Genomic DNA, 23,124 nt, shown 5'->3' with positions numbered 1-23,124 from the left:
CCCCCGTGGACCGCATCGTCAGCTGGCCCGACCGGGTCGAGACGGCGCTCGCGTGGCTGGCCGGCCTGCTCTGGACGGCCCCGCTGCTCTACGTCTTCGTCCGTGCCTTCGAGTCGGGCACCGCCGACCTCTCCTCGGCCTGGCAGGCCGCGCCGTTCGGCCGCTACTACCTGAACACCGCGCTGCTGGTCACCGGGATCACCGCCGCCCAGCTGGTGGTGGGCGTGCTCGCCGCCTACGCGTTCGCACGGTTCGAATTCCCGCTGCGGGGGCCGCTGTTCGCCTTCGTCCTGGTCCAACTCATGATCTTCCCCGAGGTCCTGATGTCGGAGAACTACCGGACGATCGCCGGCTTCGGGCTGCTCGACACCCTCCCGGGGGTCGGACTCCCCTACGTGGCCAGCGCGTTCTGCGTGTTCTTCCTGCGGCAGGCGTTCCTCGGGGTGCCGGACGAACTGGTGGAGGCGGCCCAGATCGAGGGGGTGTCGCGGCTCGGCATCCTGTGGAAGGTGTTCGTGCCGGCGGCCAGGCCGAGCATCGTCGCGTACGCGCTGGTCTCGGTCTCGACGCAGTGGAACAACTTCCTCTGGCCGCTGATCGTCGCCGTGTCGGACGAGACCCGCCCGGTGACGGTCGGCCTCGTCCGCTTCCTGGCCCCGGAGACGGGCATCGACGTGCCCAGGATGGCGGCCGGGACGGTGATCGTCACGGCGCCGCTGCTCGCCCTCTTCCTGATCGGGCAGCGGCAGTTCATCAACAGCTTCCTGCGCTCGGGGATCAAGTAGTGGGCCCGGGGCCCGTGCGGGGCCCGGGGCCGCGGGGCCGCAGCCGGTGCTCAGAGGGCCCGGTGGCCGCCGAGCGCCCGGGTGATCCGGTCGGCGGCCTCGGTCAGCACCCCGCCCAGCTCGGTGATCTGCCGCACCGACTGGTCCCCCTTGAGCCCGGTGACGGACAGCGCGCCGAAGACCGTACCGGTGTGGTCGAAGACGGGCGCGGCGACGCAGAGGACGCCGTCGGAGTCCTCCTCGTCGTCCACGCCGTAGCCGCGCCCCCGGGTGAGGTCGAGTTCGGCGCGCAGCTCGGCCGCCGAGGTGATGGTCTTGCGGGTGCGCGGAGGCAGCCCGGTCTCCTCGGCGACGCGCTCGGTCACCCCGGCCGGCAGCAGGGAGAGGATCACCTTGCCGGCGGCGGAGGTGTGCGGCAGTTCGCGCACGCCGAGCGGGGTGTGGAAGCGGATGGTGCCCGGCGCGTCGACCCGGGCGATGAACATCGGGTAGCCGTCGTCGTTGATCGCGGCGCGCGCGGTCATCCCGGTCTGCCGGCTGAGCTCGTGCAGCACCGGCTTGACCACGTCCGCCAGCGGGTGCGCGGCGGACGCCCGGTCGCCGAGCCGCACCAGGGCCATGCCGAGCCGGTAGCGGGGGCCGGGCTGCACGTCGCGCAGGTAGCCGGCGTCGACCAGGGTGCGGGCCAGCGAGTAGGCGGTGGACTTGGAGGTGCCGAGTCCGCGGGTGAGCTCGGTCAGCGTGACGCCCTCGGCCGGGCCCTCGGCGACCAGGTCCACCAGGCGCAGTGCCCGGACCACACTGCCCACCGCGTAGGTCCGCTTCTCGCCGCTCTCCGTGGTGTCCGTCATCGCCGTCCCCGTCCTGTCCTGTGGAACCTGATTCTTCCCTGCCGAACATTCTAGGAGGGTCCGTGGACCTGCTGACGCTGGCGACCGAGGTCGCGCGCGAGGGCGCCGCGTACGTCCGCGGCCGCGCGGGCGAGGCCTTCGTGGTCGCGACCAAGTCCTCGGAGCTGGACGTGGTGACCGCCACCGACCGCGAGGCCGAGGCACTGATCCGCGACGCGCTGCTCGCCGCGCGGCCGCTCGACGGCTTCCTCGGCGAGGAGAGCGGGCACCGGCCCGGGAGCAGCGGGCTGACCTGGATCGTCGACCCGATCGACGGGACGGTCAACCACCTGTACCGCTCCGCTCCGTGCGCGGTGAGCGTGGCGGTGGTGAGCGGGTGGCCGGGGGCGTGGACGGCCGAGGCCGGAGCGGTGGTGACGCTCCCGGCGGGCGAGGTGTTCGCCGCCGCCCGGGGGAGGGGCGCGACCCTGGACGGACGGCCCCTGCGGGCGAGCGGCGAGACCCGGTTGGGCCGGGCGCTGGTTTCCACCGGCCTGGCGTACGACCGCGCGGCCCGCGCCCGGCAGCTCGCCGTGCTCGCCGAACTCGCCCCGGACGTACGGGACGTCAGGATGAGTGGCTCGGCCTGCGCCGACCTGTGCGCGGTCGCGGCGGGGCGGCTGGACGGCTACTACGAGCGCGGCCTCGGGCCCTGGGACCACGCGGCGGGTGCGCTGATCGCCCGGGAGGCGGGCGCCGTCGTGGAGGGGCCGGGCGGCGGCCCGCCGGACGGGGAGCTGGTCCTGGCCGCCGCTCCGGGCATCGCCGCCGCGCTGCGCCGGGCGGTCGGGTGAGCCGGGTGAGCCGGGTGCGCCGTCCGGCGGGCCGTCACCCGGAGCTACGGCAGGGTCAGCAGCACCTTCCCCCGGGGGCCGTTGCAGCCGCGCAGGACGGCCAGCGCCCGCCGCGCCTCGGCGAGCGGGAAGCGGTGGGTGATCACGAAGCCCGGCGCCACCTCGCCGGTGTTCAGCAGGTGCACGGCCTCCCGCCAGACCTCCGAGGTGTAGGCGAAGCTGCCGAGGACGGTGAGGTCGCCGTTGACCGTGTCGTCGATCGGCAGTGCGGCCGTGCGGCCCGTGCCGGCCAGGCCGAGCAGCAGGACCCGCCCGCCGCGCCCGGCCGCGCCGAGCGCCGTCCGCACCGCCTCCGGGGCGCCCGCCGCCTCGACCACGAGGTCGTAGCCGCCGCCCGCCTCCTCGGCGTCGAGTACGAACCGGTCCGCGCCGGCGGCCGCCACGAGGCCCGCCTGCTCCGGGCGCCGGCCGAGCACGCGGATCTCGGCGGGCGACCAGAGCCGCAGCAGATGGGCGGCCAGCAGGCCGATCGTGCCGTCGCCGACGACCAGGGCGCGCAGCCCCGGCTCGGGCGCGGCCCGGCGCAGGCCGCGCAGCACCACGGCCATCGGCTCGACCAGCGCCGCCTCGGCGAGGTCCACCCCGGGCGCGAGCCGGTGCACCAGCCGGGCGGGGACGGCCAGTTCGTCGGCCGCGGCGCCGGGGCGGGTGAAGCCGAGCTCGTCGTACGTCGCGCACAGGTTGGTCGCGCCGCGCTCGCAGGCGGCGCACGCGCGGCAGGGGACGATGCCCTCGCCGACCACCGCGGTCCCGTCCGCCAGCACGCCGGACCACTCGTGGCCGAGCACCAGCGGGTAGCGGACGTAGGCGGGGTCGACGGCGCCGTCGATCAGCTCCAGGTCGGTGCCGCAGAGGCCGACCGCGCGGGGGCGGACCAGCAGCTCGTCGGAGCCCGGCCCGGGGGCGGGCTCCTCGGTGAGGGCGACGGAGTGGGGGCGGTCGACGCGGAGGGCTCGCACGGTCGGTCTCCTCGAATCATGGCTCCGTGTTCTGTCATGCAGAACAGTGGTCTGCCATTCAGCATAACGGTCTTGACGATCGGTGAGCCGTGGTGCTTGGCTCTCGATCGTGTGGTGAAACCAGGTTCTGTGACACAGAACATCACCCTGAATCCTGACGCGAAAGGAAGCGCATGAGGGGCACCGACATCGTCGCCGGACTCGGACTGAGCGCCGAGCCCGTCCCGCCGCCCAGCGAACTCCGCTTCCCCGACGGCGCCCACTACCGGGTGGAGATCCCCAGCGTCGAGGGCCCGGACGTCCTGCGGGCCACCCTCGCCGCGGGCGACGCACTCGGCGTGACCGTCAACCGCGTCTCGCAGGGCAGCGGCGCGATGCTCCTCACCCGGGCCGAACTGGCCGAGATGGCGCGGATCGGCGCCGACCGGGGCCTGGAGGTCTCCCTGTTCGTCGGCCCGCGCGAGGGCTACGACACCGGCAACCACTCCCGCTCGGCCGACGGCGCCGCGCTCGCGGGCCAGCTGCGCGGCACCCGCCAGCTCCGCCACGCCGTCGAGGACGTGCTGCGCGCCGTCGAGCAGGGCATCCGGGGCTTCCTGGTCTCCGACCTCGGACTGCTGGAGGTGCTGAGCGGGCTCCAGGCGGCCGGGGAGATCCCGGCGTCGGTGGTCTGGAAGGCCTCCGTGCTGATCGCGCCCTCCAACCCCGTGGCCATGCGCCAGCTCGCCCGGCTCGGCGCGCACACCGTCAACGTGCCCTGCGACATCACCCTCGGACAGCTGGCCGAACTGCGCGCGGCGACCACGCTGCCGATCGACCTCTACGTCGAGTCCCCCGACTGGCTCGCCGGGGTGGTGCGCGGGCACGAGGTGGCCGAACTGGCGCCGGTGGGGGCGCCGATGTACGTCAAGTTCGGGCTGCGCAACGCCCGCAACCTCTACCCGGCCGGCGAGCACCTGGCGTCCGACGCCGCCGCGATCGCGGCGGCCAAGGTCCACCGGGCGGCCGTCGCGCGGGAGTGGATCGACCGCTCGGGCGTCCCCCTCGTCCAGTCCGGCCCCGGCGCCGAGGGCCTGGGGGTGCCCGAGCCGTGAGCGACCACGACGACCGGCGGAGCCGGGAACCGTACGCGCGGAGAAGCCGGGAATGGTTCGCGGGCGGCGACGAGGTGGCCGTCCTGCACCGCGTCGCGATGCGCTCGATCGGCGTCGCGATGGACCCCGACGACCACCGCCCGGTGATCGGCATCGCGGACTCCGCGAGCGACCTCAACCCGTGCAACCTGCCACTGGCCGGCCTGGTCGACGCCGTCCGCCGGGGCATCACCGCCGCGGGCGGCATCGCGATGCGCTTCCCCGTCATGTCGCTGGGCGAGGACCTGATGAAGCCCACCGCGATGCTCTACCGCAACCTCCTCGCCATGGAGGTCGAGGAGACCCTGCGGGCCAACCCGCTCGACGGCGTCGTCCTGCTCGCCAACTGCGACAAGACCGTCCCCGGCGCCCTGATGGGCGCCGCCAGCGCCGACCTGCCGGCCGTCATGGTCACCGGCGGCGCCCGCCCGGCGGCCGTGTACCGCGGCCGCCGGCTCGGCACCGGCACCGACCTGTGGCGGCTCTGGGAGGACCACCGCGCCGGCCGGCTCGACGACACCGGCTGGGCGGAGGTCGAACGATGCCTCTCCTGCGGCCTCGGCGCCTGCAACACCATGGGCACCGCCTCCACCATGGCGATCCTCACCGAGGCGCTCGGCATGGCACTGCCCGGCTCGGCGACCGTCCCGGCCGGCGACCCCGCCGCCGAGGCCCTGGCCGAGCAGGCCGGGCGGCGGGCCGTCGAACTCGTCCGCGAGGGCGTGACCCCCTCGCAGATCCTCACCCCGACGGCGTTCCGCAACGGCATCGCGATGCTGAACGCGATCGGCGGCTCGACCAACGCGATCATCCACCTGGCGGCGATCGCAGGGCGGCTGGCCCTGGACATCGCGCCGGAGGACTTCGTCCGTCCGGACGTGCCGGTGCTCGCCGACGTCGAGCCCTCCGGCGCCGGCCTCGTCCAGGACCTGCACGCGGCCGGCGGCGTACCGGCCCTGGTCCGCGAACTCGGCCCCCTGCTCGACCGGAACGCGCCGACCGTGGCCGGTACCGCCCTCGGCGCGGCGGCCGCCGGTGCGCCCGGGCCCTCCGGCGTACTGCGGCCGCTCACCGACCCGCTGCGCCGCGGCGGCGCCTTCGCCGTCGTCCGGGGCTCACTGGCCCCGGACGGCGCGGTGATCAAGGTCTCGGCGGCCGGACCGTCGCTGCTCGTCCACCGCGGTCCGGCGCTGGTCTTCACCTCGTACCAGGAGATGCGGGCGCGGATCGACGACCCGGACCTCGACGTCACCGCCGAGACGGTGCTGGTGCTCACCGGCTGCGGACCGGTCGGGGTGCCCGGCATGCCCGAGTGGGGCATGGTGCCGATCCCCGCCAAGCTGGCCGCGCGGGGGGTGACGGACATGGTGCGGGTCACCGACGGGCGGATGAGCGGCACCAGCTTCGGCACCGTCCTCCTGCACGCCGCCCCCGAGGCCGCCGTCGGCGGGCCGCTGGCCCTCGTCCGCACCGGCGACACCGTGGTGGTGGACGTACCGGCCGGGCGGCTCGACCTGGACGTCCCGGAGGAGGAGCTGGCCCGCCGCCGCGCCGCCTGGTCACCGCCGCCCTCCCCGCACCTGCGCGGCTGGCCCGCCCTGTACCGGCGGCACGTCACCCAGGCCCCGCAGGGCTGCGACCTCGACTTCCTCCGGGCGCCCACCGAGGGGCACCTGGGGATGGTGCCGCCCGTGATCGGGCGCTCGTGAGACGGCCGCCGGTCCTCCCGGACCGCCCGACACTCCCAGGGAACCCACCATGCGCGTGATGGCGTACAACATCCTCGACGGAGGAGAGGGGCGCACCGGGGCGCTGCTCTCGGTGATCCGCGAGCAGCGCCCCGACGTCCTCGGCCTGTGCGAGTGTGCGGGCTTCGACACGGACGGGACGTTCGAGCGCTTCGCCGGGGAACTCGGTCTGACCGGCGTCCTCAACCGGGCCCCCAGCGGCAACCACGTGGCGCTGCTGCACCGGCCCGAACTGGAGGCCGTCCGGGTCGACACCCAGTCGGCCGGGATGTTCAACGGCAGGGCGGAGGTGGTGCTGCGCACGGGCATCGGGGAGGTCGCCTTCGTCATGACCCACCTCCACCCGTTCTCGCCGGTCCTCCGGCTGGCGGAGGCGGAGACCGTCGCCGGCGCCGCGTCGTTCACGCCGCACTCGGTGGTGATGGGCGATCTCAACAGCCTCTCCAGGGCCGAACTCCCCGGCACGCACGAGGCCCTGGCCAGGACGCTCAGGCTGCGCACCACCACCGCGGACGGCCGGGTGGACACCGGACCGGCCGACCTGCTGGCAGCCCGGGGCTGGACGGACCTCGAATCCGGCGCCCCGCGGCCGACCTACCCCAGCCGCATCGCGACCGCCGAGGAGGCCCCCGGCGCCTCCGCCCGCCTGGACTACCTCCTCGCCACGCCCGAACTCGCCGCACGCTGCCGCGAGTTCACCGTGGTCGACGACGAGCTCGCGCACCGGGCCTCCGACCACCTGCCCGTCGTCGCGGAGTTCGACCTCGGCTGAACCGGCGGGGCGGCGCGACCCGGCCCGGGTGCGGGTCAGGTGCGGGTCGCGGTGACCAGGTGGTAGTCGAGGAGGCCGGAGCGCCAGGCGGGGAGGAAGTTGCGGCTCCAGTGGGCGGCGGGGACGGCGTCGGTGAGGTAGCGGTCCAGGCCCGGCCAGACGTCGGTGCCGATGGACTCGGCGGTGACGTCGGTGAACCCCGAGCGGGTGAGGTCGGCGGTGAAGTCGCCGAGGGGGTGGGCGACGTCGAGTCCGTCGGCGAAGCTGGCGAGCAGGATCTTGAGGCGCTCGGCGACCTCGGGGCCTGGGGCGGAGAAGAAGGTGGTGACGACCAGCCGCCCGCCCGGCCGCAGGACACGGGCGCACTCGCGGGCGAAGCCGGTGAGCTCGCGGAAGTGCTGGGCCGCCTCGACGGAGAAGACACCGTCCAGATAGCCGTCGGAGAAGGGGAGTTGGGCGGCCGAGCCGAGGGTGAACGCGAGCCGGTCCGGGTAGGTGGCCAGGGCTCTGGCGTTGACGGCGCGGGCGCGCTCGATCTGGTCGGGGTGGATGTCCACGCCCGTCACCGCCGCGAAGCGGAACTCCCGCAGCGCCAGCGCCGCACCCAGCCCGCGCCCGCAGCCGACCTCCGCCAGCCGCAACTGCACCCGCGGCTCCGGGAAGGCCCGCAACACCCGCCGGTAGAGCTGCTCCTGGCTGTGCACCCGGTCCTCGGGGGTCGGGGCGGTCAGGTCGATGCCCTGCCAGTCACCGAAATTGATGAATCCGCCCGCGAAGCTGGCAGCCTTGGCCAGATCGTCGGTGCCGTAAGTCCGGCGCACGGTCGGAGGGATGTGGTTGTGGTCCATGGGCCGCGGGGTCTCCTGCTCGATTGGCGTCCGGCGTTCGGGCGCGCCGGGGTACGTACCCAAACCTGTGCTGGTGCGAACACGTTACGTGACGGCCGGCGATCGGTGGCCGGCGCGGCCCGGGAAAAGCGCTACCGGGCCGCGCGGCGCGTTCGCTACAGTCCGCCGGGAATCCAACGGTGATCAAGGTCGAGAGGGTGCGGGCGGCATGCGAACGGGGCGGGTGGTGGCCGTGGCGATCGCGGCGGCGGTGCTGGTCGGCTGCCAGGGCGGCGGCGGAACGACCGGCGGCGGAACGGCCGCTGACGGGCCGCCTGCGGGCGGGACTGCTGCGGGCGGGCCGGCGCAGACGCGGAGCTCCGAGGTGCAGGGCCCGGAGGAGGCGCTGAAGGCCGCGGCCGAGGTGATGCGGAAGGCCGGGAACGGCACGTTCACCCTGGCCGCACCGACCGGGCACGGCCTCGCCCCTGGCGCCGGCGGGCTCGCCTGGAGCGGAGCGGACGCGGCGATCGAGTACACCGCCGACACGCCGGACACCCGGCTGCGCACCAGGGTGGTCGGGGCCGAGGCCTACGTGGGGCTCACCGAGCCGACGGCCGCGACCGCCCCGCCCGGGCCGCGGTGGTACAAGGTGGGCGACGTCCCCTGGCGGGCGTCCCCGAGCAACGCCGTCATGCTCCTCCTCTCCCGGGTGATGAACCCCGTCGCCCAGCTTGACGCCGCGCGGACGGCGGGCGCCTCCCCGGGCGCCGTCGAGACCGTCGACGGCGAACGGCTCACCCGCTACCGCGTGGTCGAGGAGGCGAAGACCGTCCTGGCCACGATCCCCGGCCTCGACCAGGGGGACGAGCCGGGCCATCGGACCACCGGCTTCCGGAACGCCCTGCAGCGCAGCGGCAGCCTCACCGTCGACCTCTGGCTGAACGACCGGCAGGAACTCGTCCGCTACCGTGCGTACGGCGAGAAGGAGGGACCGGACCAGGCGATCGTCGTCCGCTACGCGAACCTCGGCGGCGGCCCGGCACTGGCGGCGCCGCCGCAGGGCGAGACCGGCCGCCTCGCCGACATGATGGAGCTCATCCCCGACACCCGCACCCCCGGCCCCTCCAACCCCTGACGCCCACCGCGAGGAGTGACGCCCCGTGAACACCGACAATCGCCCCGTACCGTCGCTGACCGGCGACGAACGCGAAATGCTGCGCGGCTTCCTGGACTTCCACCGGGCGACCCTCGCCATGAAGTGCGAGGGCCTCACCGACGAACAGCTGCGCCGTCGCGCCAGCCCGCCGTCCACCCTGACCCTGCTCGGGCTGGTCCGGCACCTGGCCGAGGTGGAGCGCACCTGGTTCCGCCGGGTCATCAACGGCGAGGACCTCCCGCTGGTCTGGTCCGAGGCCGGCGACTACCAGGCCGCCTACGACGCCACCGATGCCACCCGAGCCGAGGCCTTCGCCGTCTGGCAGGCCGAGGTCGAGCACTCCCGCCGCATCGAACTCGCGGCCCCCACCCTCGACATCACCGGCCACCAGCCCCGCTGGAACGCCGATGTCTCCCTCCGCCTGGTGATGCTCCACCTCATCCACGAGTACGCCCGCCACAACGGCCACGCCGACTTCCTCCGCGAAGCCATCGACGGCACCGTCGGCGCGTAGCGCGGCCCTCTGAGCCCCAGCCCCGCCGCCCTACCAGCCGAGGAGGTGGGTGTGGGCGGCGAGGGCGGTGAGGACGGACTTGGCGGTGGTTTCGGGCGTGAGGCTGGTGGTGTCGAGGCTGTGCGGGTCGGCGGGGGAGGGCGGGGTGGTGGTCAGGACGACGTAGTGGAGGGAGGCGCCGGTGGTGCGGCTCTCGCGGCGGAAGGTGTCGAGGGTGGACGGCGTGTCGGGGCACTCGACGATGACCTGGTAGCCGCCGGTGGCGTAGGCGAAGGCGGCCTGGGCGGTGGCCGCGAGGGCGGTGGCGTTCTGGCGCCCGGCCTCGGGGAGGTGGGGCGGCAGGTGGCCGTTGCGGATGACCCGCAGGAAGTCGTCCGTCCGCAGGTGGACGCTCGGGTGCAGCTCCTGTGCGAGCAGCCCCGCGACCGGGCTGTCTCCGGCCCCGGTCGGGTCGACGAGGACGAGGACGCCCCCGGCGCCCCGGCCGCCCCCGAGCTCCGGCCCACCTACGGTCGTACGGTTCACAGCTGCTGATCCCTTCGCGGGGCCGGGGACGGACGGGTAGCCGGGGCGAGGCGGTGGGAGTGCGAAGGAGCCGGTCGGCCCGGAACCGGACAGCCGACCGCCTCGTCCCTACGACTGATGCGTTTCGGGGATCAACCTAGTCCAAACGAGTGGTCCGAGTCGTCCCCCTCCCGGTCCGTGGGCGGGTCGCCGCGGCCCGTCAGCGCTCCTCGGCGCGCAGCACGATCGGGTTGGTGAGCGCCGCCATCGGGCCCCAGGGCAGGTCCGGACCCATCGAGTTGCCCTTGCCCGGTGTGCCGTCCGCCCTGGGGTGGCGCACCTCGGCCCGGACGTAGGCGGCGAGCGAGGCGGTGGTGCGCCAGACCACGGTGCCGGAGCCGTCGGCGGGCAGCGACTCCTGGTGCAGCTGCCCCTCGTCGGTGATCAGCCGGACGGTGCCGCCGGGCACGCCGGAGACGGTGAGCCGGACGTCCACCGGGGCGTCGGCCGGGACGGTCAGCTCCTCGCCGATGCCCGCCCGGCGGCCGTGGCCGGTGGCGGTGAGGTCGAGCCGGACGGCGGAGGACTCGGCGAGCCAGCTGCGCCCGGCGCGCAGCCCGTCGAGGACCGCGTCCCGGGTGAGGTCCTCGGCGAGGACCACGTTGTGCGGGGAGCCGATCACCTGCGGGACGCTGTGCGCGTCGCTGTTGCCCATGGCGGGCAGCCAGGAGCGGCCGTCCCGCAGGGCGACGGCGAGCCGGGAGTCCCAGGTGTCCACGGCCGACTCGTCGTCGTACGTCCACGGCCCGTTCCACACCTCGACGGCGTCGGCCTGCTCGTAGCCGAACTTCCACTGGCAGGCGACGTACGGGCAGTACGGGTGGGCGGGCACCACCAGGCCGCCGGAGCGGTGGACCTGGCGGGCGAAGCGCGGGTACTCCTCGTCGCGGGAGCGGTAGCGCCAGTCGACGAACTGGCCGGGCTCCAGGCCGAGGGCCAGCCAGTGGCCGTTGCGGGTGGTGATCTCCTCGCCGGGGATGATCAGCAGGTCGGGGCCGGCCAGCGGGCCCCAGACGGCGTGCGAGGAACTGGTGTTGTGGTCGGTGGAGACGATGAAGTCCAGCCCGGCCTCGCGGGCTCCGGCCGCGACCTCCTCGGGCAGGCGCCGCCCGTCGGAGTGGACGGTGTGCAGGTGGCAGTCGCCGCGGTACCAGGCCCGGCCGCGGCCTCGGGCGCGCTCCGGCGGGTAGTGCGGGGTGAACTCGGGCCCGGGTGCGCCGAACCGGAGGGTGACCTGGACCCGGTAGTCCAGGCCCTGCGGGGCGACCTGGTACGGGCCGAGGACGATGTGCCAGGTGCCCGGGTCGATCGGGCCGGGGAGGTAGCCGGGGGTCGCGGTGTCGCGGGCGAGGCTGAACTCGGTGCGGAAGCCGCCGGACCAGCCGCGGAAGCCGGGGCCGCCGAGGTCGGTGCCGCGGGCGTCGAAGATGCCGATGTCGCAGGAGTTGCCGGGGGTGCCGGCCGGGACCTGAGGCTTGTCGTAGCCGTAGGAGACGGCGATCTCGCGGACGCCGTCGGGGACTTCGAAGGGGAGGTGGACGAAGTCGGGGGCGCCGGTGGGGAGGTGGCCGGTGAGGGTGAGGGTCCGGTCGGCGGGCGCCGGCTTCCCGGGGTTCGGGCCCGGGGCGGCGGCCGCCGAGCCGGTGGTGGCGGCGAGGCCGAGGGCGGTGGCGGCACCGGTGGCCAGGCCGGTGCGGAGCAGGTCGCGGCGGCCGGGGTGGGCGGGATCAGTGGGCTGGGAGGGCTGACCGGGGTGGGCCGGCTCAGGGGATGGCGAGGGTGTCGGGGGCTGTGCGGGGTCGGCGGGCATCGGGGCCTCCGGGCTCGGGCGGGCGGGTCCGATCGCGTGCGTACCCCGGGAGGTGAACCGGGGGTGAGAGGGGCCCCACGAGGGTGGGGCGGGTCGGTGAAAGGGGGTCCGGTACGGGCTGCGGGCGAGTTGCGGCGGGTGACAATCGGTCGGTTCATAGTCCTGTAGTCCGTTAATACGACTAATGCGCCGATATGGCGAGGCGATGGACCGGGAGGCGGGCGTGGCACTGAGTCGTCGGGCGCTGTTGGTGGCGGTGGCCGGGGGCGGCGCGCTGGTGGGGTGCGGGTCCCGGCGGGTCCCGGAGCGGAGCGGAGTGACCTCGTCGCCGATATCCGCCTCCATATCCCCGTCCGCATCCCCGCCCGCCGGGCCGTCGGACAGCCCTGCGGCCACCGACACCGCCAGCCCGTTCGGCATATCGTCGACGGAGCCCTCCGGCACCCCCTCGGCCGCCCCCTCCGCCGAGACCCCGACGGCGCCCCCCGAGCCGACCCGGGCCGAGGTGGTGGCCCGGTACAGGGGGCTGGCACCGAGCGCATGGGGGATGGAGATCGCCGGGGTGACGACCAGACTGCCCGCGGGCGAGCGGGCCACGGCACTGACCTTCGACGCCTGCGGCGGCCCCGGCGGCAACGGCTACGACGCCGACCTGATCGACTTCCTGCGCGCGCACGACGTCCCGGCCACGCTCTTCCTGAACGCCCGCTGGATCGACGCCAACCCGGACGTCTTCGACGAGCTCGCCGCCGAGCCGCTGTTCGAGATAGGAAACCACGGCACCGTGCACCGCCCGCTCTCCGTCGCCGGGCGCTCCGCGTACGGCATCGCCGGCACCGGCAGCGTCGGCGAGGTGTACGACGAGGTCGTGGGCAACGCCCACAAGCTGACCGGGCTGCTCGGGCGTCCGCCCCGGTTCTTCCGCTCCGGCACCGCGCACTACGACGACATCGCCACCAGGGTGGTCGCCGACCTGGGCGAACGCGTCGCGGGCTTCACCGTCAACGGGGACGGCGGGGCGACGATGAGCGCCGCCGAGGTGCGGGAGGAGGTGGCGTCGGCGCCGCCGGGTTCGATCGTCATCTGCCACATGAACCACCCGGGCGGCGGCACCGCCCCCGGGGTCGTGGCGGCGGTGCCGGGGCTGTTGGCGGCGGGGCGGCGGTTCGTCCGGCTCTCGGACGTCTTGTGAAGCCGACGCCATGTGACGCCGCTGCCATGTGACGCGGACGCCATGTGACGCGGACGCCATGTGAAGCCGACGCCGTACGACGCCGACGCCGCCGCCGTGCGAGCCGCTCGGCGCGCTACGCCAGCCGGAGGCCCCCCGGGCGCTGCTCCTCGATGATGCGGACCAGCCAGTCGAAGACCGTCGGCCCCCTGCCCGCCCGGGCGGCGGCCAGCTCGGTGGCGACCTGCGCGCGGCCGGTGGGGTGGGCGCGGGCGAGCCGCAGCTCCAGCTGCCGGACGGTCTCCGGGTACCCGAGCCTGCGCCGGGAGACCTCGTGGTGGCGCCACTCGATGACGTAGTCGTCGTCCTCGGCCGTCGCGTAGCCGCCGCTCAGGCAGTCGGCGAAGGCGTCGAGGTTGCGGCCGAAGTAGCCGTCGACGCCGATCGTCCGCCCGACCACGTCCCAGAAGTCCTCCAGGGTGTCGATCTCGTTGCCGTCGATCACATAAGTCACCGTCACGGGTCCGAGGATATGCCGCAGCGGTGTCCGGTCAGGGGGAGACGGCGATCGCGGTGGCGAGCAGGCCGTCGCGGACCGCCCAGCGGCCGTCGAAGCCCTTGAGCCGGCGGCCGCCCACCTCCGGTCCGGGGACCAGCAGCCGGGCGGCGAAGGTGCCGTCGGGCGAGAGGTCGAGTTCGGCCTCCTCGAAGTCCAGCCACAGCCCGGTGAGCGGGAACCAGGCCTTGTACACCGACTCCTTGGCGCTGAACAGGATGCGGTCCCACGGAGTGCCCGGGTGCGCGGCGGCCAGCGCGGCCAGCCGCTGCCGCTCGACGGGCAGCGCGACCACCTCCAGGACGCCCTCCGGCAGCGGCAGCGCGGGCTCGGCGTCGATGCCGACGGAGGCGAGGTCGCCGGCCCGGGCGACGGCGGCGGCCCGGAAGCCGTCGCAGTGGGTGAGGCTGCCGACCACGCCGTCCGGCCAGCTCGGCGCGCCGCGCAGGCCCGGGACGAGCGGGCGGTAGGGGACCCCGAGGCGGGCGAGAGCGGTGCGGGCGCAGTGGCGGACGGTGGTGAACTCGCGGCGGCGCTTGTCGACGGCCCCGGCGACGACCGCCGCCTCGGCGGGCTCCAACCGGGCCTCGGGCGGGTCGTCGTACGCGACCTCGGTCACCACGACGTCCGGCAGCAGGTCCCCGATCACGCGTTCCCCCTCGGTCGGCCGCGCGGGCGGGCGCCGCGCCGGTCGAGCCTAACCCGGGTGGGCGGCCCCGGTCCGTGATCTCCCGGAACCGGAACCGGGACCGGGATCGGAGCCGGGGCCCCGCGCGCTACTCGAAGGCCGCCGCCGCCTCGCGCAGCGCCCGGGCGACCGTCTCCGGGTCGTACGGCGCGGGCTCGCCGGGCCGGTAGGTGACGGAGTGCAGCGCGCCGGTGTAGCGGAAGGAGCGGTGGCGTTCGTACACCGGCCAGGAGACCGGGGACTTGCGGTCGATGCCGACGCTGATGCCCTGGAACGGCGCCATGCCGATCAGCTGGTGGACGGGGCCGAGCCGGCCGCCCTCGACGCCGTCGACCAGTAGCCGGAACTCCCACTTGAGGTCGGCCACCGCCGTCGCCTCCAGGGTGACCAGCCGTGCGCCCGCCGGGAGCCGGCCGCCGTCGGCCTCCAGCAGTTCGCCGTACTGGTTGTAGGCGAGGCGCAGTCGGCCGTCCTCGACGTAGAGGCTGTAGCCGCCGCCCTGGTCGCCGTGCGAGACGAGGACGCCCCGGTCGTCGTTCCCGTGCCGGTCGAGGGCGACCTCGATCGTGAAGGAGCGGAAGGAGATCAGCCGGGAGGAGCGGTAGCGCTCCAGCTCGGGGGTGCCGGGCAGCAGGGTGACCGGGCGACGCAGCCGTTCGGCCCCGGGGCCGCGCAGGGCGAGGGCGCCGCTGCCGTCGGCGAGCGGGAAGACCCCGTTGCGCCAGGCGGCGGCCTCCCACTCGGCGGACAACTCCTTGACCAGGCCCGGGTTCTCGGCGGCGACGTCGTGGATCTCGGTGGGGTCGGTGCGCAGGTCGTACAGCGCCCACTCGCTGTCGTCGTACGGGGTGCCGGGGCGGTGCAGGGTGACCAGCTTCCAGCCGTCGCGGTAGTAGCTGCGGTTGCCGGTCATCTCGCAGTACTGCGCGAGGTGGGTGCTGGGCGCGGCGCCGTCGCGCAGGACGGAGGCGAAGCTGACGCCGTCGAGCTCCTGGACGGGCAGCTCGCGTCGATCCGAGGGCCGTTCGACACCGGCGAGTTCGAGCAGGGTGGGGAGGATGTCGGTGACGTACTGGTACTGCGGGCGGACGCCGTCGTCGCCCTCGGCGCGTGGCAGGCCGGCCGGCCAGGAGAGCACGAAGGGCACGCGTACGCCGCCCGCGTAGGTCTGGCCCTTGTAGAGGCGGAAGGGGGTGTTGGAGGCCATGCCCCAGCCGCGCGGGTAGTGGACCAGGCTCTGCGGGCCTCCGATGAGGTCGATCTCGCGCTGGACGTCCGGGTTCCAGTCGTCGGGCAGGTTCGGATGGTGGACGAAGCGGCTGAAGTAGCTGCGGGTGCCCTCGGCGCCGCCCTCGCCGGTGCCGCCGTTGTCGCTGGTGAACACGATGATGGTGTTGTCGAGTTCCCCGAGTGCGGCCAGGGTGTCGGTGAGTCGGCCGAGGTTGTGGTCGACGTTGTCGACCATCGCCGCGTACACCTCCATGTAGCGGGCGTACAACTTCTTCTGTACGTCGGTGAGTTCGTCCCACGGGCCGACCTCGTACCCGGCCTCGGAGTTGCGCTCGGGCAGTTCGGTGCCGGGCGGGAAGTGGCCGGCGGCGAGCTGGCGGGCGAAGCGGGTGCGGCGCAGGTCGTCCCAGCCGCCGTCGTAGCGGCCCCGGTGGCGGGCGAGGTCCTCGGGCTTGGCCTGGAGCGGGCCGTGCACGGCGTTGTGGGCGAGGTAGAGGAAGAACGGCTTGTCGTCGTCGTGGGCGCGCAGCGACTTGACCATCTTGATGGCCTGGTCGGTGATGTCGTCGGTGTAGTAGTAGCCGTCGGGGAACTCGTCGATGTCCAACGGGCTGTTGTCGCGGACGAGTTGGTGCGGGTGGAAGAGGCTGGTCAGGCCCTCCAGGACGCCGTAGTACTGGTCGAAGCCCTTCTGCAGCGGCCAGTTGGCGCGGTCGTCGGCGGCGTTGGAGGCGGAGTCGCGGGTGAGGTGCCACTTGCCGACGGCGTAGGTGGCGTACCCGGCGTCGTGCAGGAGCTCGGCGAGGGTGGGGATGTCCCCGGCGACCTCCATCCCGTAGCCGGGGAAGCCCGGGTCGGCGTTGGCGACGAAGGAGTAGCCGACCCGGTGCGGGTTGAGGCCGGTGAGCAGGGCCGCCCGGGCGGGGGAGCAGAGCGGCATGGTGTGGTAGTTGGCGAGCTTGACGCCGGTGGCGGCCAGGCGATCCAGGGTCGGGGTCGGGATCTCCGCGCCGAACGGGCCGATGTCGCTGTAGCCCATGTCGTCGATCAGGACGACGACGATGTTCGGCGCGCCCTCGCGCGGGCGGACGGGCTGCGGCCAGGCGGGGGCGGAATCGCGGAAGGTGCGGCCGACGGTGCCGGGGAAGCCGGCGTACGGGTCGCGGCGGTGCGGGTTCGCTGCGGGTTCGGCGGTCATGCGGTGCTCCGGTTGCTGGCGAGGGCTGTGGCTCGGGCGCTGTCGGCGGGCCCGGCGAGGGCCGGCTCCAGCCGCGGTACGGCGGCCAGGAGTTCGGCGGTGTACGGGTGTTCGGGCGCGGTGACGACGCGGTCGGCCGGGCCGGTCTCGACGATCCGGCCGCCGTGCATCACGGCGATCCGGTGGCTGACCTGCCGGACCACGGCCAGGTCGTGGGCGATGAACAGGATGGCCAGGCCGAGTTCGCGCTGTAGCCGGGCGAGCAGATCGATCACCTGGGCCTGCACCGAGACGTCCAGCGCGGAGACCGGTTCGTCGCAGATCAGCACGCTCGGCTCGGGTGCCAACGCCCGGGCGATGCCGAGGCGTTGGCGCTGGCCGCCGGAGAAGGCGCGCGGGTGGCGCCCGGCCGTGGCCGGGTCCAGGCCGACCTGCCCCAGCAGCTCGGCGACCCGGGCGGCGCGCCGCTCCCGGTCGCCGAGGCCGTGGGCGATCAGCGGTTCGGCGATGATCTGCCCGGCGGTCATCCGGGGGTTGAGCGAGGAGTACGGATCCTGGAAGACCAGTTGGACCTCCCGGCGCGGCCGGCGGCCCAGCTCCTGGCCGCGGAAGCGGATGCTCCCCGCCGAGGGGGCGTGCGCCCCGACCAGGGCCCGGGCCAGGGTGGACTTGCCGGAGCCGGACTCGCCGACCAGGCCGAGCGTCTCGCCCGGGTGCAGGTCGAGGTCGACTCCGTGCAGCGCGGTGACGGAGCGGCGCCGCGTGCCGTAGGTCTTGCCCAGGCCGCGGACGGTGAGCAGCGGCTGTTCGCCCGGTGTGCTGTTGGCGGCCGCCCGGGAGGGTTCGTCCAGGCGTGGTACGGCGGCCAGCAGCTCGCGGGTGTAGGGGTGTTGCGGGTTGGAGAGGACCTCGGCGGTGGCGCCCCGCTCGACCACCCGGCCGTCGCGCATGACCAGCAGCCGGCGGCAGGTCTGGGTGATCACCCCGAGGTCGTGGCTGATCACCACCAGCGCGGTGCCGGTCTCCCGGTTGATCCGGGTGAGCAGGCGCAGGATCTGCTGTTGGACGGTCGGGTCGAGGGCGGTGGTCGGCTCGTCCGCGACCAGCACCTCGGCGTCGTGGGCCAGTGCGAGGGCGATCATGATGCGCTGGCGCTGGCCGCCGGAGAACTGGTGCGGGTGGTCGCGCAGCCGCCCGGCCGCGTCCGGGATGCCGACCAGGTCGAGCAACTCGGCGGCACGTGCGTGCCGTTGGGCCTTGCGGAGGCCGGTGCCGTGGGCGCGCAGCGCCTCGTCCAGCTGTCGGCCGATGGTGAGCACGGGGTTGAGCGAGGACATCGGGTCCTGGAAGACCATCGCGATCCGCCGTCCGCGCAGGGCGCGCAGGGCCTCCTCGGGGAGGGTGGCGAGGTCCTGCCCGGCGAGGCGGACGGACCCGGCGCTGATCCGTCCGCCGGGCGGCAGCATCCGCAGCAGGGCCAGCGCGGTGGTGGACTTGCCGGAGCCGGACTCGCCGACGATGCCCAGGGTGTCGCCCGCCGCCAGCTCGAAGCCGACCCCGTCGACGGCGGTGGCGGAGCCGAAGTCGACGGTGAGGTCGGTGACATGGAGAACGGTGGTCATCGGCGGATCCCCCGGTTCAGGGCCTCGGCGATCAGGGTGAAGCCGAGGACGAGTGCGGTGGTGGCGGCCAGCGGGGCGGCCGCGAAGGCCGGGTCGGTGGTGAGGTAGGCGACGGACTGGCTGAGGATGCTGCCCAGGGTGGGCTCCGGGGGCCGTACGCCGAGTCCGAGGAAGCTCATCGCGCCCTCGATGAACACGCCGAGCGAGAGCGCGACGGCGGTCTGCACCACCAGCGGGTCGACGGCGTTGGGCAGGACGTGCCGCAGGAGCACCCGGGCGGGGGAGGATCCGCCGACGCGGGCCGCGAGGGCGTACTCGCGCTCCCGCTGGACCAGGATTCCGGCACGCAACTGCCGTCCGAAGCCGGGGATTTCGGCGAGCGCGATGACGATCACCACCGGCCAGCGGCCGGGGCCGAGCACGGCGGTGACGGCGAGGCCGAGGATCAGCCCGGGGAAGGCGAGCAGCAGGTCGAAGGCGCGTTGCACGGCGAGGTCGGCCCACCGGGAGGTGGCGGCGAGCAGCGCGGCCGAGCAGCCGAGCAGGGCGCCGATCGGCACGGCGGTGAGGATCAGGGTGAGGTCGGTGCCGATGCCGTGCAGCACCCGGCTGTACAGGTCCCGGCCGAGGTCGTCGGTGCCGAAGGGGTGATCGGCGCTCGGGCCGGCCAGCGCGAGCGGGCCCTGGGCGTTGGGGTCGGTGTCGGTGAGCAGCGGCGCGAGCAGCCCGGCGAGGGCGACCGCGCCGACCAGGGCGAGGCCGGTCAGGCCGCGCCAGGTCAGCAGCCCGGAGAGGTGACGTCCGCGCACGCGCGGGGACTTGAGCGTCAGGGTGGCGGTGGTCATCGGGTCACTCCCAGCGGATCCGGGGGTCGAGCCAGGTGTAGGCCAGGTCGGTGAGCAGTTGGACGGTGACGTACACCGCCACCACGAGCAGCAGCAGGTCCTGCACGACGGGGTAGTCGCGGCGGATGACGCCCTGCTCGATCAGTTGGCCGAGGCCGGGCCAGGCGAAGATCCGCTCCACCAGGACGGCCCCGGCGATGAGTTGGCCGACCTGGAGCCCGAGCACGGTGATCGCCGAGGGCAGGGCATTGGGCAGGGCGTGCCGCCAGACGATCCGCCGCCGGGAGACGCCGAGCGCGGTCGCGGTGCGGACGTAGTCCTCGGCGAGGGCGCGCTCGATGCCGTCCTTGAGGTAGCGGGCGAGCACGGCGGCGCTGGGCAGGGCCAGGCAGACGGCGGGCATGGCCAGGTACTGCACGGCCAGGTCCGGTTCCCGGAGCAGGGATTCGTGCCCGCCGGCCGGGAGCAGGCCGAGCGAGACGGCGAAGACCAGGACGAGGAGGACGCCGGTGACGAAGGGCGGGACGGCGAGCACTCCGGTGGTGACGGCCTGGACGACGGCGGCGACCGGACGGCTGCGGGTGGTCGCGCCGACCACGGCCAGCGGCAGTGCGATCAGCACCACCAGCAGCAGGGCGCCGAGGGTGAGTTGGGTGGTCGCGCCGAGGCCGTCGCCGATCAGGTCGGCGACCTGCCCGCCGATCGCGTAGCTGGGCCCGATGTCGCCGCTGAGCAGTCGGCCGAGCCAGCCCGCGTACTGGCTGAACAGCGGCTGGTCGAGGCCGAGTTGGCTGCGGATGGCCGCGACGGTCTCGGGCGAGGCGTCCGGCCCGGCGAGCGAGGTGGCCGGGTCGCCGGGGATCAGCCGGAGGATGAGGAAGACCGCGAAGGAGGCGAGGAGGAGGACGAGCAGGGCGCTCGGGAGGCGTTTGAGGAGGAAGGTGCGCATGCGTGGGGTTCCGGGCCTTCCCGCTCAGGCCGTCAGGTAGGCGTCGTCGAGGTTGAGGTAGCCGAACTTGTTGAGCGTGACGCCCCTGGCCCGGCTGCCCGTGACCTCGACGAGCCCGGCGATGGCGAGGTCGATCACGAACTCCTCGTCGAGCAGCAGGTCGGTGATCTGCTGGTAGAGGGCCTTGGTCTCGGGGCTGTCGCTGTCACTGCGGTTCCAGGCCCGCTGCACGATGTCGGTGTAGGCGGGGGAGGAGAAGTGCGAGCTGTTCTTGGCCTCGTTGAAGGGGTAGGCGCTCACCGCGAGGGTGGCGGGGTGCAGCTGGGCGAAGCCGTGGCTGAGCGACCAGAGGGCGGGCATGGTCTGCGAGATGAGCTGCTTCTGCATGGTCGGCGAGTCGGCGGGCTGGAGCACCGTCTCGATGCCGACCTGCTTGAGGTCGTACTGGAGGATCTGCGCGATCGCGGTGGGGCCGGGCTCGGTGGCGTGGGCGAACGGGAGGGTGATGTTCTCCGCGCCCGCCTCCCTGAGCAGGGCCCGGGCCCGCTCCGGGTCGTGCCGGTAGTGGGTCGCGCCGACTTCGGTGTAGGCGGGGGAGGACTTGGGCCAGGGCACCGAGGAGACGCTGCCGTAGCCGCCGAGGGCCTGCTGGACGAGGCGGTCGCGGTCGATCGCCCAGGCGATGGCCTGGCGCACGCGCTTGTCGCTGACGTGCTCGGCGGTGACGTCGACGCCGATGTAGTAGGCGCCGGAGCCGGTGTCGTACTGCTTGACGTGGAACTTCGGGTCGTCGCGGAGGAGCGCGGCGTCCTTGCCCCGGACGTTGTACGACAGGTGCGTCTGGCCGGTCCTGAGCGAGGACAGCAGCGACTCGGCCTGCGGGATGACCCGGATCTCCACGCCGTCGAGGTACGGGCGCCCCGGGTTCCAGTACCGCTCGTTGCGGGCGAAGGAGAGTGAGGAGCCGGGTTTGCGTTCGGTGAGGGTGAACGGGCCGGTGCCGATCAGCCGGGTGCCGGCGACGGCCTCCTCGATGGTGGCCGCGTCCGGGATGATCATGAACTCGAACAGGTCGAAGAGGTTGCTGACCGGGTGGGCGAGCACCAGGGTCAGCTCGAAGTCGCCGTTCTTGCGGAAGTCGGTGACGGTGGCGGCGGTGGAGCGCAACTGTGCCGAGCGGGCCGGGTTCTGCAGGTTCCTGACGGCGAACACGACGTCGTCGGCGGTGAAGCGGCGGCCGCTGTGGAACAGCACGTCCTCGCGCAGCTTGAGCGTGACGCTCAGGCCGTCCGGGGCGACCTGCCAGGAGGTGGCGAGCTCGGGCTGCGGCTGGAGCCGGTCGTCGTACCTGGTCAGGGTGTTGAACACGAGGCGCTGGACCAGGACGTTGGCGCTCTGGGCGAAGAGCAGGCTCGGGGTGATGTCGATGGCGGCCGCGACGGACAGCACGCCGCCCTTGCGCGGCGAGCCGGCCCCGTCGACATCGGCGGCGGCGCTCCTGGAGTGCTCCACGGCGGACCGGCAGGCCGCGAGCGTCATCAGGCCGGCACCGGCGAGGCCCGCGCGCAGCAGGTTACGGCGGCTCGGGGCGGGGGGACGTGGCAGCGCGGTCATGGCGGTCCTTCTGGGCGTGGGTCGTTACGGATGATGGGTTGACGTCAGGGCACGGAAGGGTCGGGCGTACAGCTCTCCGAGCACCGGGGCGCCGGCGGCCACCGCCAGGACGTCGGCACCGCGCCGCTGGGCGATCAGCAGGTCGGCGTCCCGCCGCAGGTGCGAGCGGAGCGCGAACTCGGCGCGGACGACGTCGAGGTGGCGGCGGTCGAGCAGGGCGAAGGTCTCGGTGAGCACCAGCAGGTCGGGGTTGACCACGTCGGCGAGCAGCGCGAGGGCGCGGCCGACGATCCGGGCGCGGTTGCGCACCAGCCGCTCCGCCCGTGGGTCGCCCCGGCGGACGGCGGCGATCAGCTGGAACCGGTCGGCCGAAGCGGTGACGCCCTCGGCGGCGGCCGCCTCGAACAGCGTGGTGTCCGAGGCGGCCACCGAGAGGCAGCCGAGCCGGCCGCAGTGGCAGCGTTCCTCGCTGACCGCCTCCGGGTCGGTGACGGTGCCGGTGACCGGGAGGTGGCCGAGGTCGCCGGTGGCCGAGGGCGGGCCCAGGTGGACGGTGCCCGCGACCGCCAGCGCCGCGTCCACCACGTGGCCGACGAACAGCTGCACCATGCTGCGGCGCGCCGCCGGGTGGCCGAACAGGATCTCGGCCCGGGTGAGCGCCCGTGCGTGGTTGTCCACCTGGACGGGCAGCCCTGTCGCGTCCTCCAGCAGTTCGCGCAGCGGCACGTCCCGCCATTCCAGCGGGTCGTGACGGATCGCGACCCCCTTGTCCGGGTCGACCGAACCGCCGGTCACCGCGCCCAGCCCGACCACCGTACGGCCGGCGCCGACGGCCGCCAGCAGCCGGGGCAGGCGCTCCAGCAGCGGCTTCAGGACGGCGAACCCGGTCCGGCCGCGGTGGGAGACCTCCCGGCGGTGCAGCACCCGGCCGCGCAGGTCGAGCAGGGCGAAGGTGCTGCCCGGGAGGCCGATGTGCAGCCCGGCGACGGCGAGCCGGCCGGTGTCCACGTCGAGCGGGAGCTGCGGGCGGCCGACCGCTCCGGGGCCGCCGCCCGTCAGCTCGGGCCGCTCGCTCAGGAGTCCGAGCCGCACCAGGTCCACCGTCTGCCGGGACACCGCGGAGGCGCTGAGCCCGGTGAGTGCGGCGACCCGGCTGCGGGCGATCGGCCCGTGGTCGAGCACCGTGCGCAGGACGGCGGAGGCGTTGGCGTCCCGGCGGTCGTCTCCGGTGCGCAT

The 23,124-nt window shown here is 74.3% G+C and carries 21 protein-coding genes; 8 read left to right on the top strand and 13 right to left on the bottom strand.

From position 1 onward, the window contains the following. Positions 1 to 5 precede the first annotated feature (5 nt). Entirely contained in the window at positions 6 to 785 is a 780-nt protein-coding gene (locus tag RZ50_RS22880) for a carbohydrate ABC transporter permease (RefSeq protein ID WP_196947541.1), read from the top strand. 50 nt (positions 786 to 835) lie between these two features. On the opposite strand, the gene RZ50_RS22875 is transcribed toward RZ50_RS22880, so the two are convergent. Next, a complete protein-coding gene (locus tag RZ50_RS22875; RefSeq protein WP_196947540.1) occupies positions 836 to 1,636 on the bottom strand; it encodes an IclR family transcriptional regulator in 801 nt (266 codons plus the stop codon). A gap of 62 nt (positions 1,637 to 1,698) precedes the next feature. On the opposite strand from RZ50_RS22875, the gene RZ50_RS22870 reads away from it, so the two are divergent. Then, positions 1,699 to 2,469, top strand: coding sequence for an inositol monophosphatase family protein (locus tag RZ50_RS22870; protein ID WP_308272083.1), 771 nt, complete (start codon positions 1,699 to 1,701; stop codon positions 2,467 to 2,469). Between the two features lie 44 nt (positions 2,470 to 2,513). On the opposite strand, the gene RZ50_RS22865 is transcribed toward RZ50_RS22870, so the two are convergent. After that, positions 2,514 to 3,488, bottom strand: a complete 975-nt coding sequence (locus RZ50_RS22865; RefSeq protein ID WP_217680798.1) for a zinc-binding dehydrogenase — start codon at positions 3,486 to 3,488, stop codon at positions 2,514 to 2,516. 173 nt (positions 3,489 to 3,661) lie between these two features. Between RZ50_RS22865 and RZ50_RS22860 the strand changes: the two genes are divergently transcribed. The 3 genes from RZ50_RS22860 to RZ50_RS22850 are packed head-to-tail and all read left to right on the top strand — an operon-like array spanning position 3,662 to position 7,141. Then, positions 3,662 to 4,582, top strand: a complete 921-nt coding sequence (locus tag RZ50_RS22860; RefSeq protein WP_196947180.1) for a hypothetical protein — start codon at positions 3,662 to 3,664, stop codon at positions 4,580 to 4,582. Further along, positions 4,579 to 6,330 carry a dihydroxy-acid dehydratase gene (locus RZ50_RS22855; RefSeq protein ID WP_196947179.1) on the top strand — a complete coding sequence of 584 codons (1,752 nt, stop codon included), beginning with the start codon at positions 4,579 to 4,581 and terminating at the stop codon, positions 6,328 to 6,330. Before RZ50_RS22860 ends, RZ50_RS22855 begins: the two co-directional genes overlap by 4 nt. A gap of 58 nt (positions 6,331 to 6,388) precedes the next feature. Beyond that, complete coding sequence (locus RZ50_RS22850; protein ID WP_217680797.1) at positions 6,389 to 7,141, top strand: endonuclease/exonuclease/phosphatase family protein; 753 nt, start codon at positions 6,389 to 6,391, stop codon at positions 7,139 to 7,141. A 35-nt stretch (positions 7,142 to 7,176) separates the two neighbouring features. Here RZ50_RS22850 and RZ50_RS22845 read toward each other — a convergent pair whose 3' ends face one another. Next, the gene (locus RZ50_RS22845; protein WP_196947177.1) at positions 7,177 to 7,989 is read right to left on the bottom strand and encodes a class I SAM-dependent methyltransferase; all 813 of its coding nucleotides are present in this window, start codon (positions 7,987 to 7,989) and stop codon (positions 7,177 to 7,179) included. 208 nt (positions 7,990 to 8,197) lie between these two features. Here RZ50_RS22845 and RZ50_RS22840 point away from each other — a divergent pair, with 208 nt between their 5' ends. Both RZ50_RS22840 and RZ50_RS22835 read left to right on the top strand, forming a co-directional pair. Continuing rightward, positions 8,198 to 9,106 (top strand): hypothetical protein, encoded by a 909-nt coding sequence (locus tag RZ50_RS22840; RefSeq protein ID WP_196947176.1) that lies wholly within the window; start codon positions 8,198 to 8,200, stop codon positions 9,104 to 9,106. Between the two features lie 76 nt (positions 9,107 to 9,182). After that, on the top strand, positions 9,183 to 9,641 hold the full coding sequence (locus RZ50_RS22835; protein ID WP_196947182.1) for a DinB family protein: 459 nt from the start codon (positions 9,183 to 9,185) through the stop codon (positions 9,639 to 9,641). 30 nt (positions 9,642 to 9,671) lie between these two features. Here the strand turns inward: RZ50_RS22835 and RZ50_RS22830 are convergent, their stop codons facing one another. Both RZ50_RS22830 and RZ50_RS22825 read right to left on the bottom strand, forming a co-directional pair. Then, the gene (locus tag RZ50_RS22830; protein WP_196947175.1) at positions 9,672 to 10,166 is read right to left on the bottom strand and encodes an ATP-binding protein; all 495 of its coding nucleotides are present in this window, start codon (positions 10,164 to 10,166) and stop codon (positions 9,672 to 9,674) included. Positions 10,167 to 10,365: 199 nt separating this feature from the next. Further along, positions 10,366 to 12,015 carry a CehA/McbA family metallohydrolase gene (locus tag RZ50_RS22825; protein WP_217680796.1) on the bottom strand — a complete coding sequence of 550 codons (1,650 nt, stop codon included), beginning with the start codon at positions 12,013 to 12,015 and terminating at the stop codon, positions 10,366 to 10,368. Between the two features lie 223 nt (positions 12,016 to 12,238). Here RZ50_RS22825 and RZ50_RS22820 point away from each other — a divergent pair, with 223 nt between their 5' ends. Then, positions 12,239 to 13,207, top strand: coding sequence for a polysaccharide deacetylase family protein (locus tag RZ50_RS22820; protein WP_308272079.1), 969 nt, complete (start codon positions 12,239 to 12,241; stop codon positions 13,205 to 13,207). Between the two features lie 115 nt (positions 13,208 to 13,322). Here RZ50_RS22820 and RZ50_RS22815 read toward each other — a convergent pair whose 3' ends face one another. The 8 genes from RZ50_RS22815 to RZ50_RS22780 all read right to left on the bottom strand — a co-directional run bounded on the left by RZ50_RS22815 (position 13,323) and on the right by RZ50_RS22780 (position 23,124). Further along, entirely contained in the window at positions 13,323 to 13,706 is a 384-nt protein-coding gene (locus RZ50_RS22815; protein ID WP_196947172.1) for a barstar family protein, read from the bottom strand. A gap of 31 nt (positions 13,707 to 13,737) precedes the next feature. Next, positions 13,738 to 14,391, bottom strand: coding sequence for a 4'-phosphopantetheinyl transferase superfamily protein (locus tag RZ50_RS22810; protein WP_196947171.1), 654 nt, complete (start codon positions 14,389 to 14,391; stop codon positions 13,738 to 13,740). 127 nt (positions 14,392 to 14,518) lie between these two features. Further along, entirely contained in the window at positions 14,519 to 16,858 is a 2,340-nt protein-coding gene (locus RZ50_RS22805; protein WP_196947170.1) for an arylsulfatase, read from the bottom strand. Continuing rightward, a complete protein-coding gene (locus RZ50_RS22800) occupies positions 16,855 to 18,480 on the bottom strand; it encodes an ABC transporter ATP-binding protein (protein WP_196947169.1) in 1,626 nt (541 codons plus the stop codon). The genes RZ50_RS22805 and RZ50_RS22800 overlap by 4 nt, the downstream gene beginning before the upstream one ends. Continuing rightward, the gene (locus RZ50_RS22795) at positions 18,477 to 19,325 is read right to left on the bottom strand and encodes an ABC transporter permease (protein ID WP_196947168.1); all 849 of its coding nucleotides are present in this window, start codon (positions 19,323 to 19,325) and stop codon (positions 18,477 to 18,479) included. The genes RZ50_RS22800 and RZ50_RS22795 overlap by 4 nt, the downstream gene beginning before the upstream one ends. A gap of 4 nt (positions 19,326 to 19,329) precedes the next feature. Continuing rightward, on the bottom strand, positions 19,330 to 20,274 hold the full coding sequence (locus tag RZ50_RS22790) for an ABC transporter permease (protein ID WP_196947167.1): 945 nt from the start codon (positions 20,272 to 20,274) through the stop codon (positions 19,330 to 19,332). 24 nt (positions 20,275 to 20,298) lie between these two features. Next, the gene (locus tag RZ50_RS22785; protein WP_196947166.1) at positions 20,299 to 21,888 is read right to left on the bottom strand and encodes an ABC transporter substrate-binding protein; all 1,590 of its coding nucleotides are present in this window, start codon (positions 21,886 to 21,888) and stop codon (positions 20,299 to 20,301) included. Positions 21,889 to 21,912: 24 nt separating this feature from the next. After that, positions 21,913 to 23,124 carry an ROK family transcriptional regulator gene (locus tag RZ50_RS22780; RefSeq protein ID WP_196947165.1) on the bottom strand — a complete coding sequence of 404 codons (1,212 nt, stop codon included), beginning with the start codon at positions 23,122 to 23,124 and terminating at the stop codon, positions 21,913 to 21,915.

Source organism: Kitasatospora sp. SUK 42 (assembly GCF_015776785.2).
In the GTDB taxonomy this organism is placed as follows: domain Bacteria; phylum Actinomycetota; class Actinomycetes; order Streptomycetales; family Streptomycetaceae; genus Kitasatospora.
This window is presented reverse-complemented; position numbering and strand designations above follow the sequence as displayed.

What these genes read in the sequence shown, in the direction of transcription:
- RZ50_RS22835 (WP_196947182.1), top strand. Translation starts at nt 9,183, where the DNA reads ATGCTGCGCGGCTTCCTGGACTTCCACCGGGCGACCCTCGCCATGAAG.
- RZ50_RS22785 (WP_196947166.1), bottom strand. Translation starts at nt 21,888, where the DNA reads ATGACCGCGCTGCCACGTCCCCCCGCCCCGAGCCGCCGTAACCTGCTG.
- RZ50_RS22790 (WP_196947167.1), bottom strand. Translation starts at nt 20,274, where the DNA reads ATGCGCACCTTCCTCCTCAAACGCCTCCCGAGCGCCCTGCTCGTCCTC.
- RZ50_RS22825 (WP_217680796.1), bottom strand. Translation starts at nt 12,015, where the DNA reads ATGCCCGCCGACCCCGCACAGCCCCCGACACCCTCGCCATCCCCTGAG.
- RZ50_RS22845 (WP_196947177.1), bottom strand. Translation starts at nt 7,989, where the DNA reads ATGGACCACAACCACATCCCTCCGACCGTGCGCCGGACTTACGGCACC.
- RZ50_RS22875 (WP_196947540.1), bottom strand. Translation starts at nt 1,636, where the DNA reads ATGACGGACACCACGGAGAGCGGCGAGAAGCGGACCTACGCGGTGGGC.
- RZ50_RS22805 (WP_196947170.1), bottom strand. Translation starts at nt 16,858, where the DNA reads ATGACCGCCGAACCCGCAGCGAACCCGCACCGCCGCGACCCGTACGCC.
- RZ50_RS22780 (WP_196947165.1), bottom strand. Translation starts at nt 23,124, where the DNA reads ATGCGCACCGGAGACGACCGCCGGGACGCCAACGCCTCCGCCGTCCTG.
- RZ50_RS22840 (WP_196947176.1), top strand. Translation starts at nt 8,198, where the DNA reads ATGCGAACGGGGCGGGTGGTGGCCGTGGCGATCGCGGCGGCGGTGCTG.
- RZ50_RS22850 (WP_217680797.1), top strand. Translation starts at nt 6,389, where the DNA reads ATGGCGTACAACATCCTCGACGGAGGAGAGGGGCGCACCGGGGCGCTG.
- RZ50_RS22795 (WP_196947168.1), bottom strand. Translation starts at nt 19,325, where the DNA reads ATGACCACCGCCACCCTGACGCTCAAGTCCCCGCGCGTGCGCGGACGT.
- RZ50_RS22860 (WP_196947180.1), top strand. Translation starts at nt 3,662, where the DNA reads ATGAGGGGCACCGACATCGTCGCCGGACTCGGACTGAGCGCCGAGCCC.
- RZ50_RS22800 (WP_196947169.1), bottom strand. Translation starts at nt 18,480, where the DNA reads ATGACCACCGTTCTCCATGTCACCGACCTCACCGTCGACTTCGGCTCC.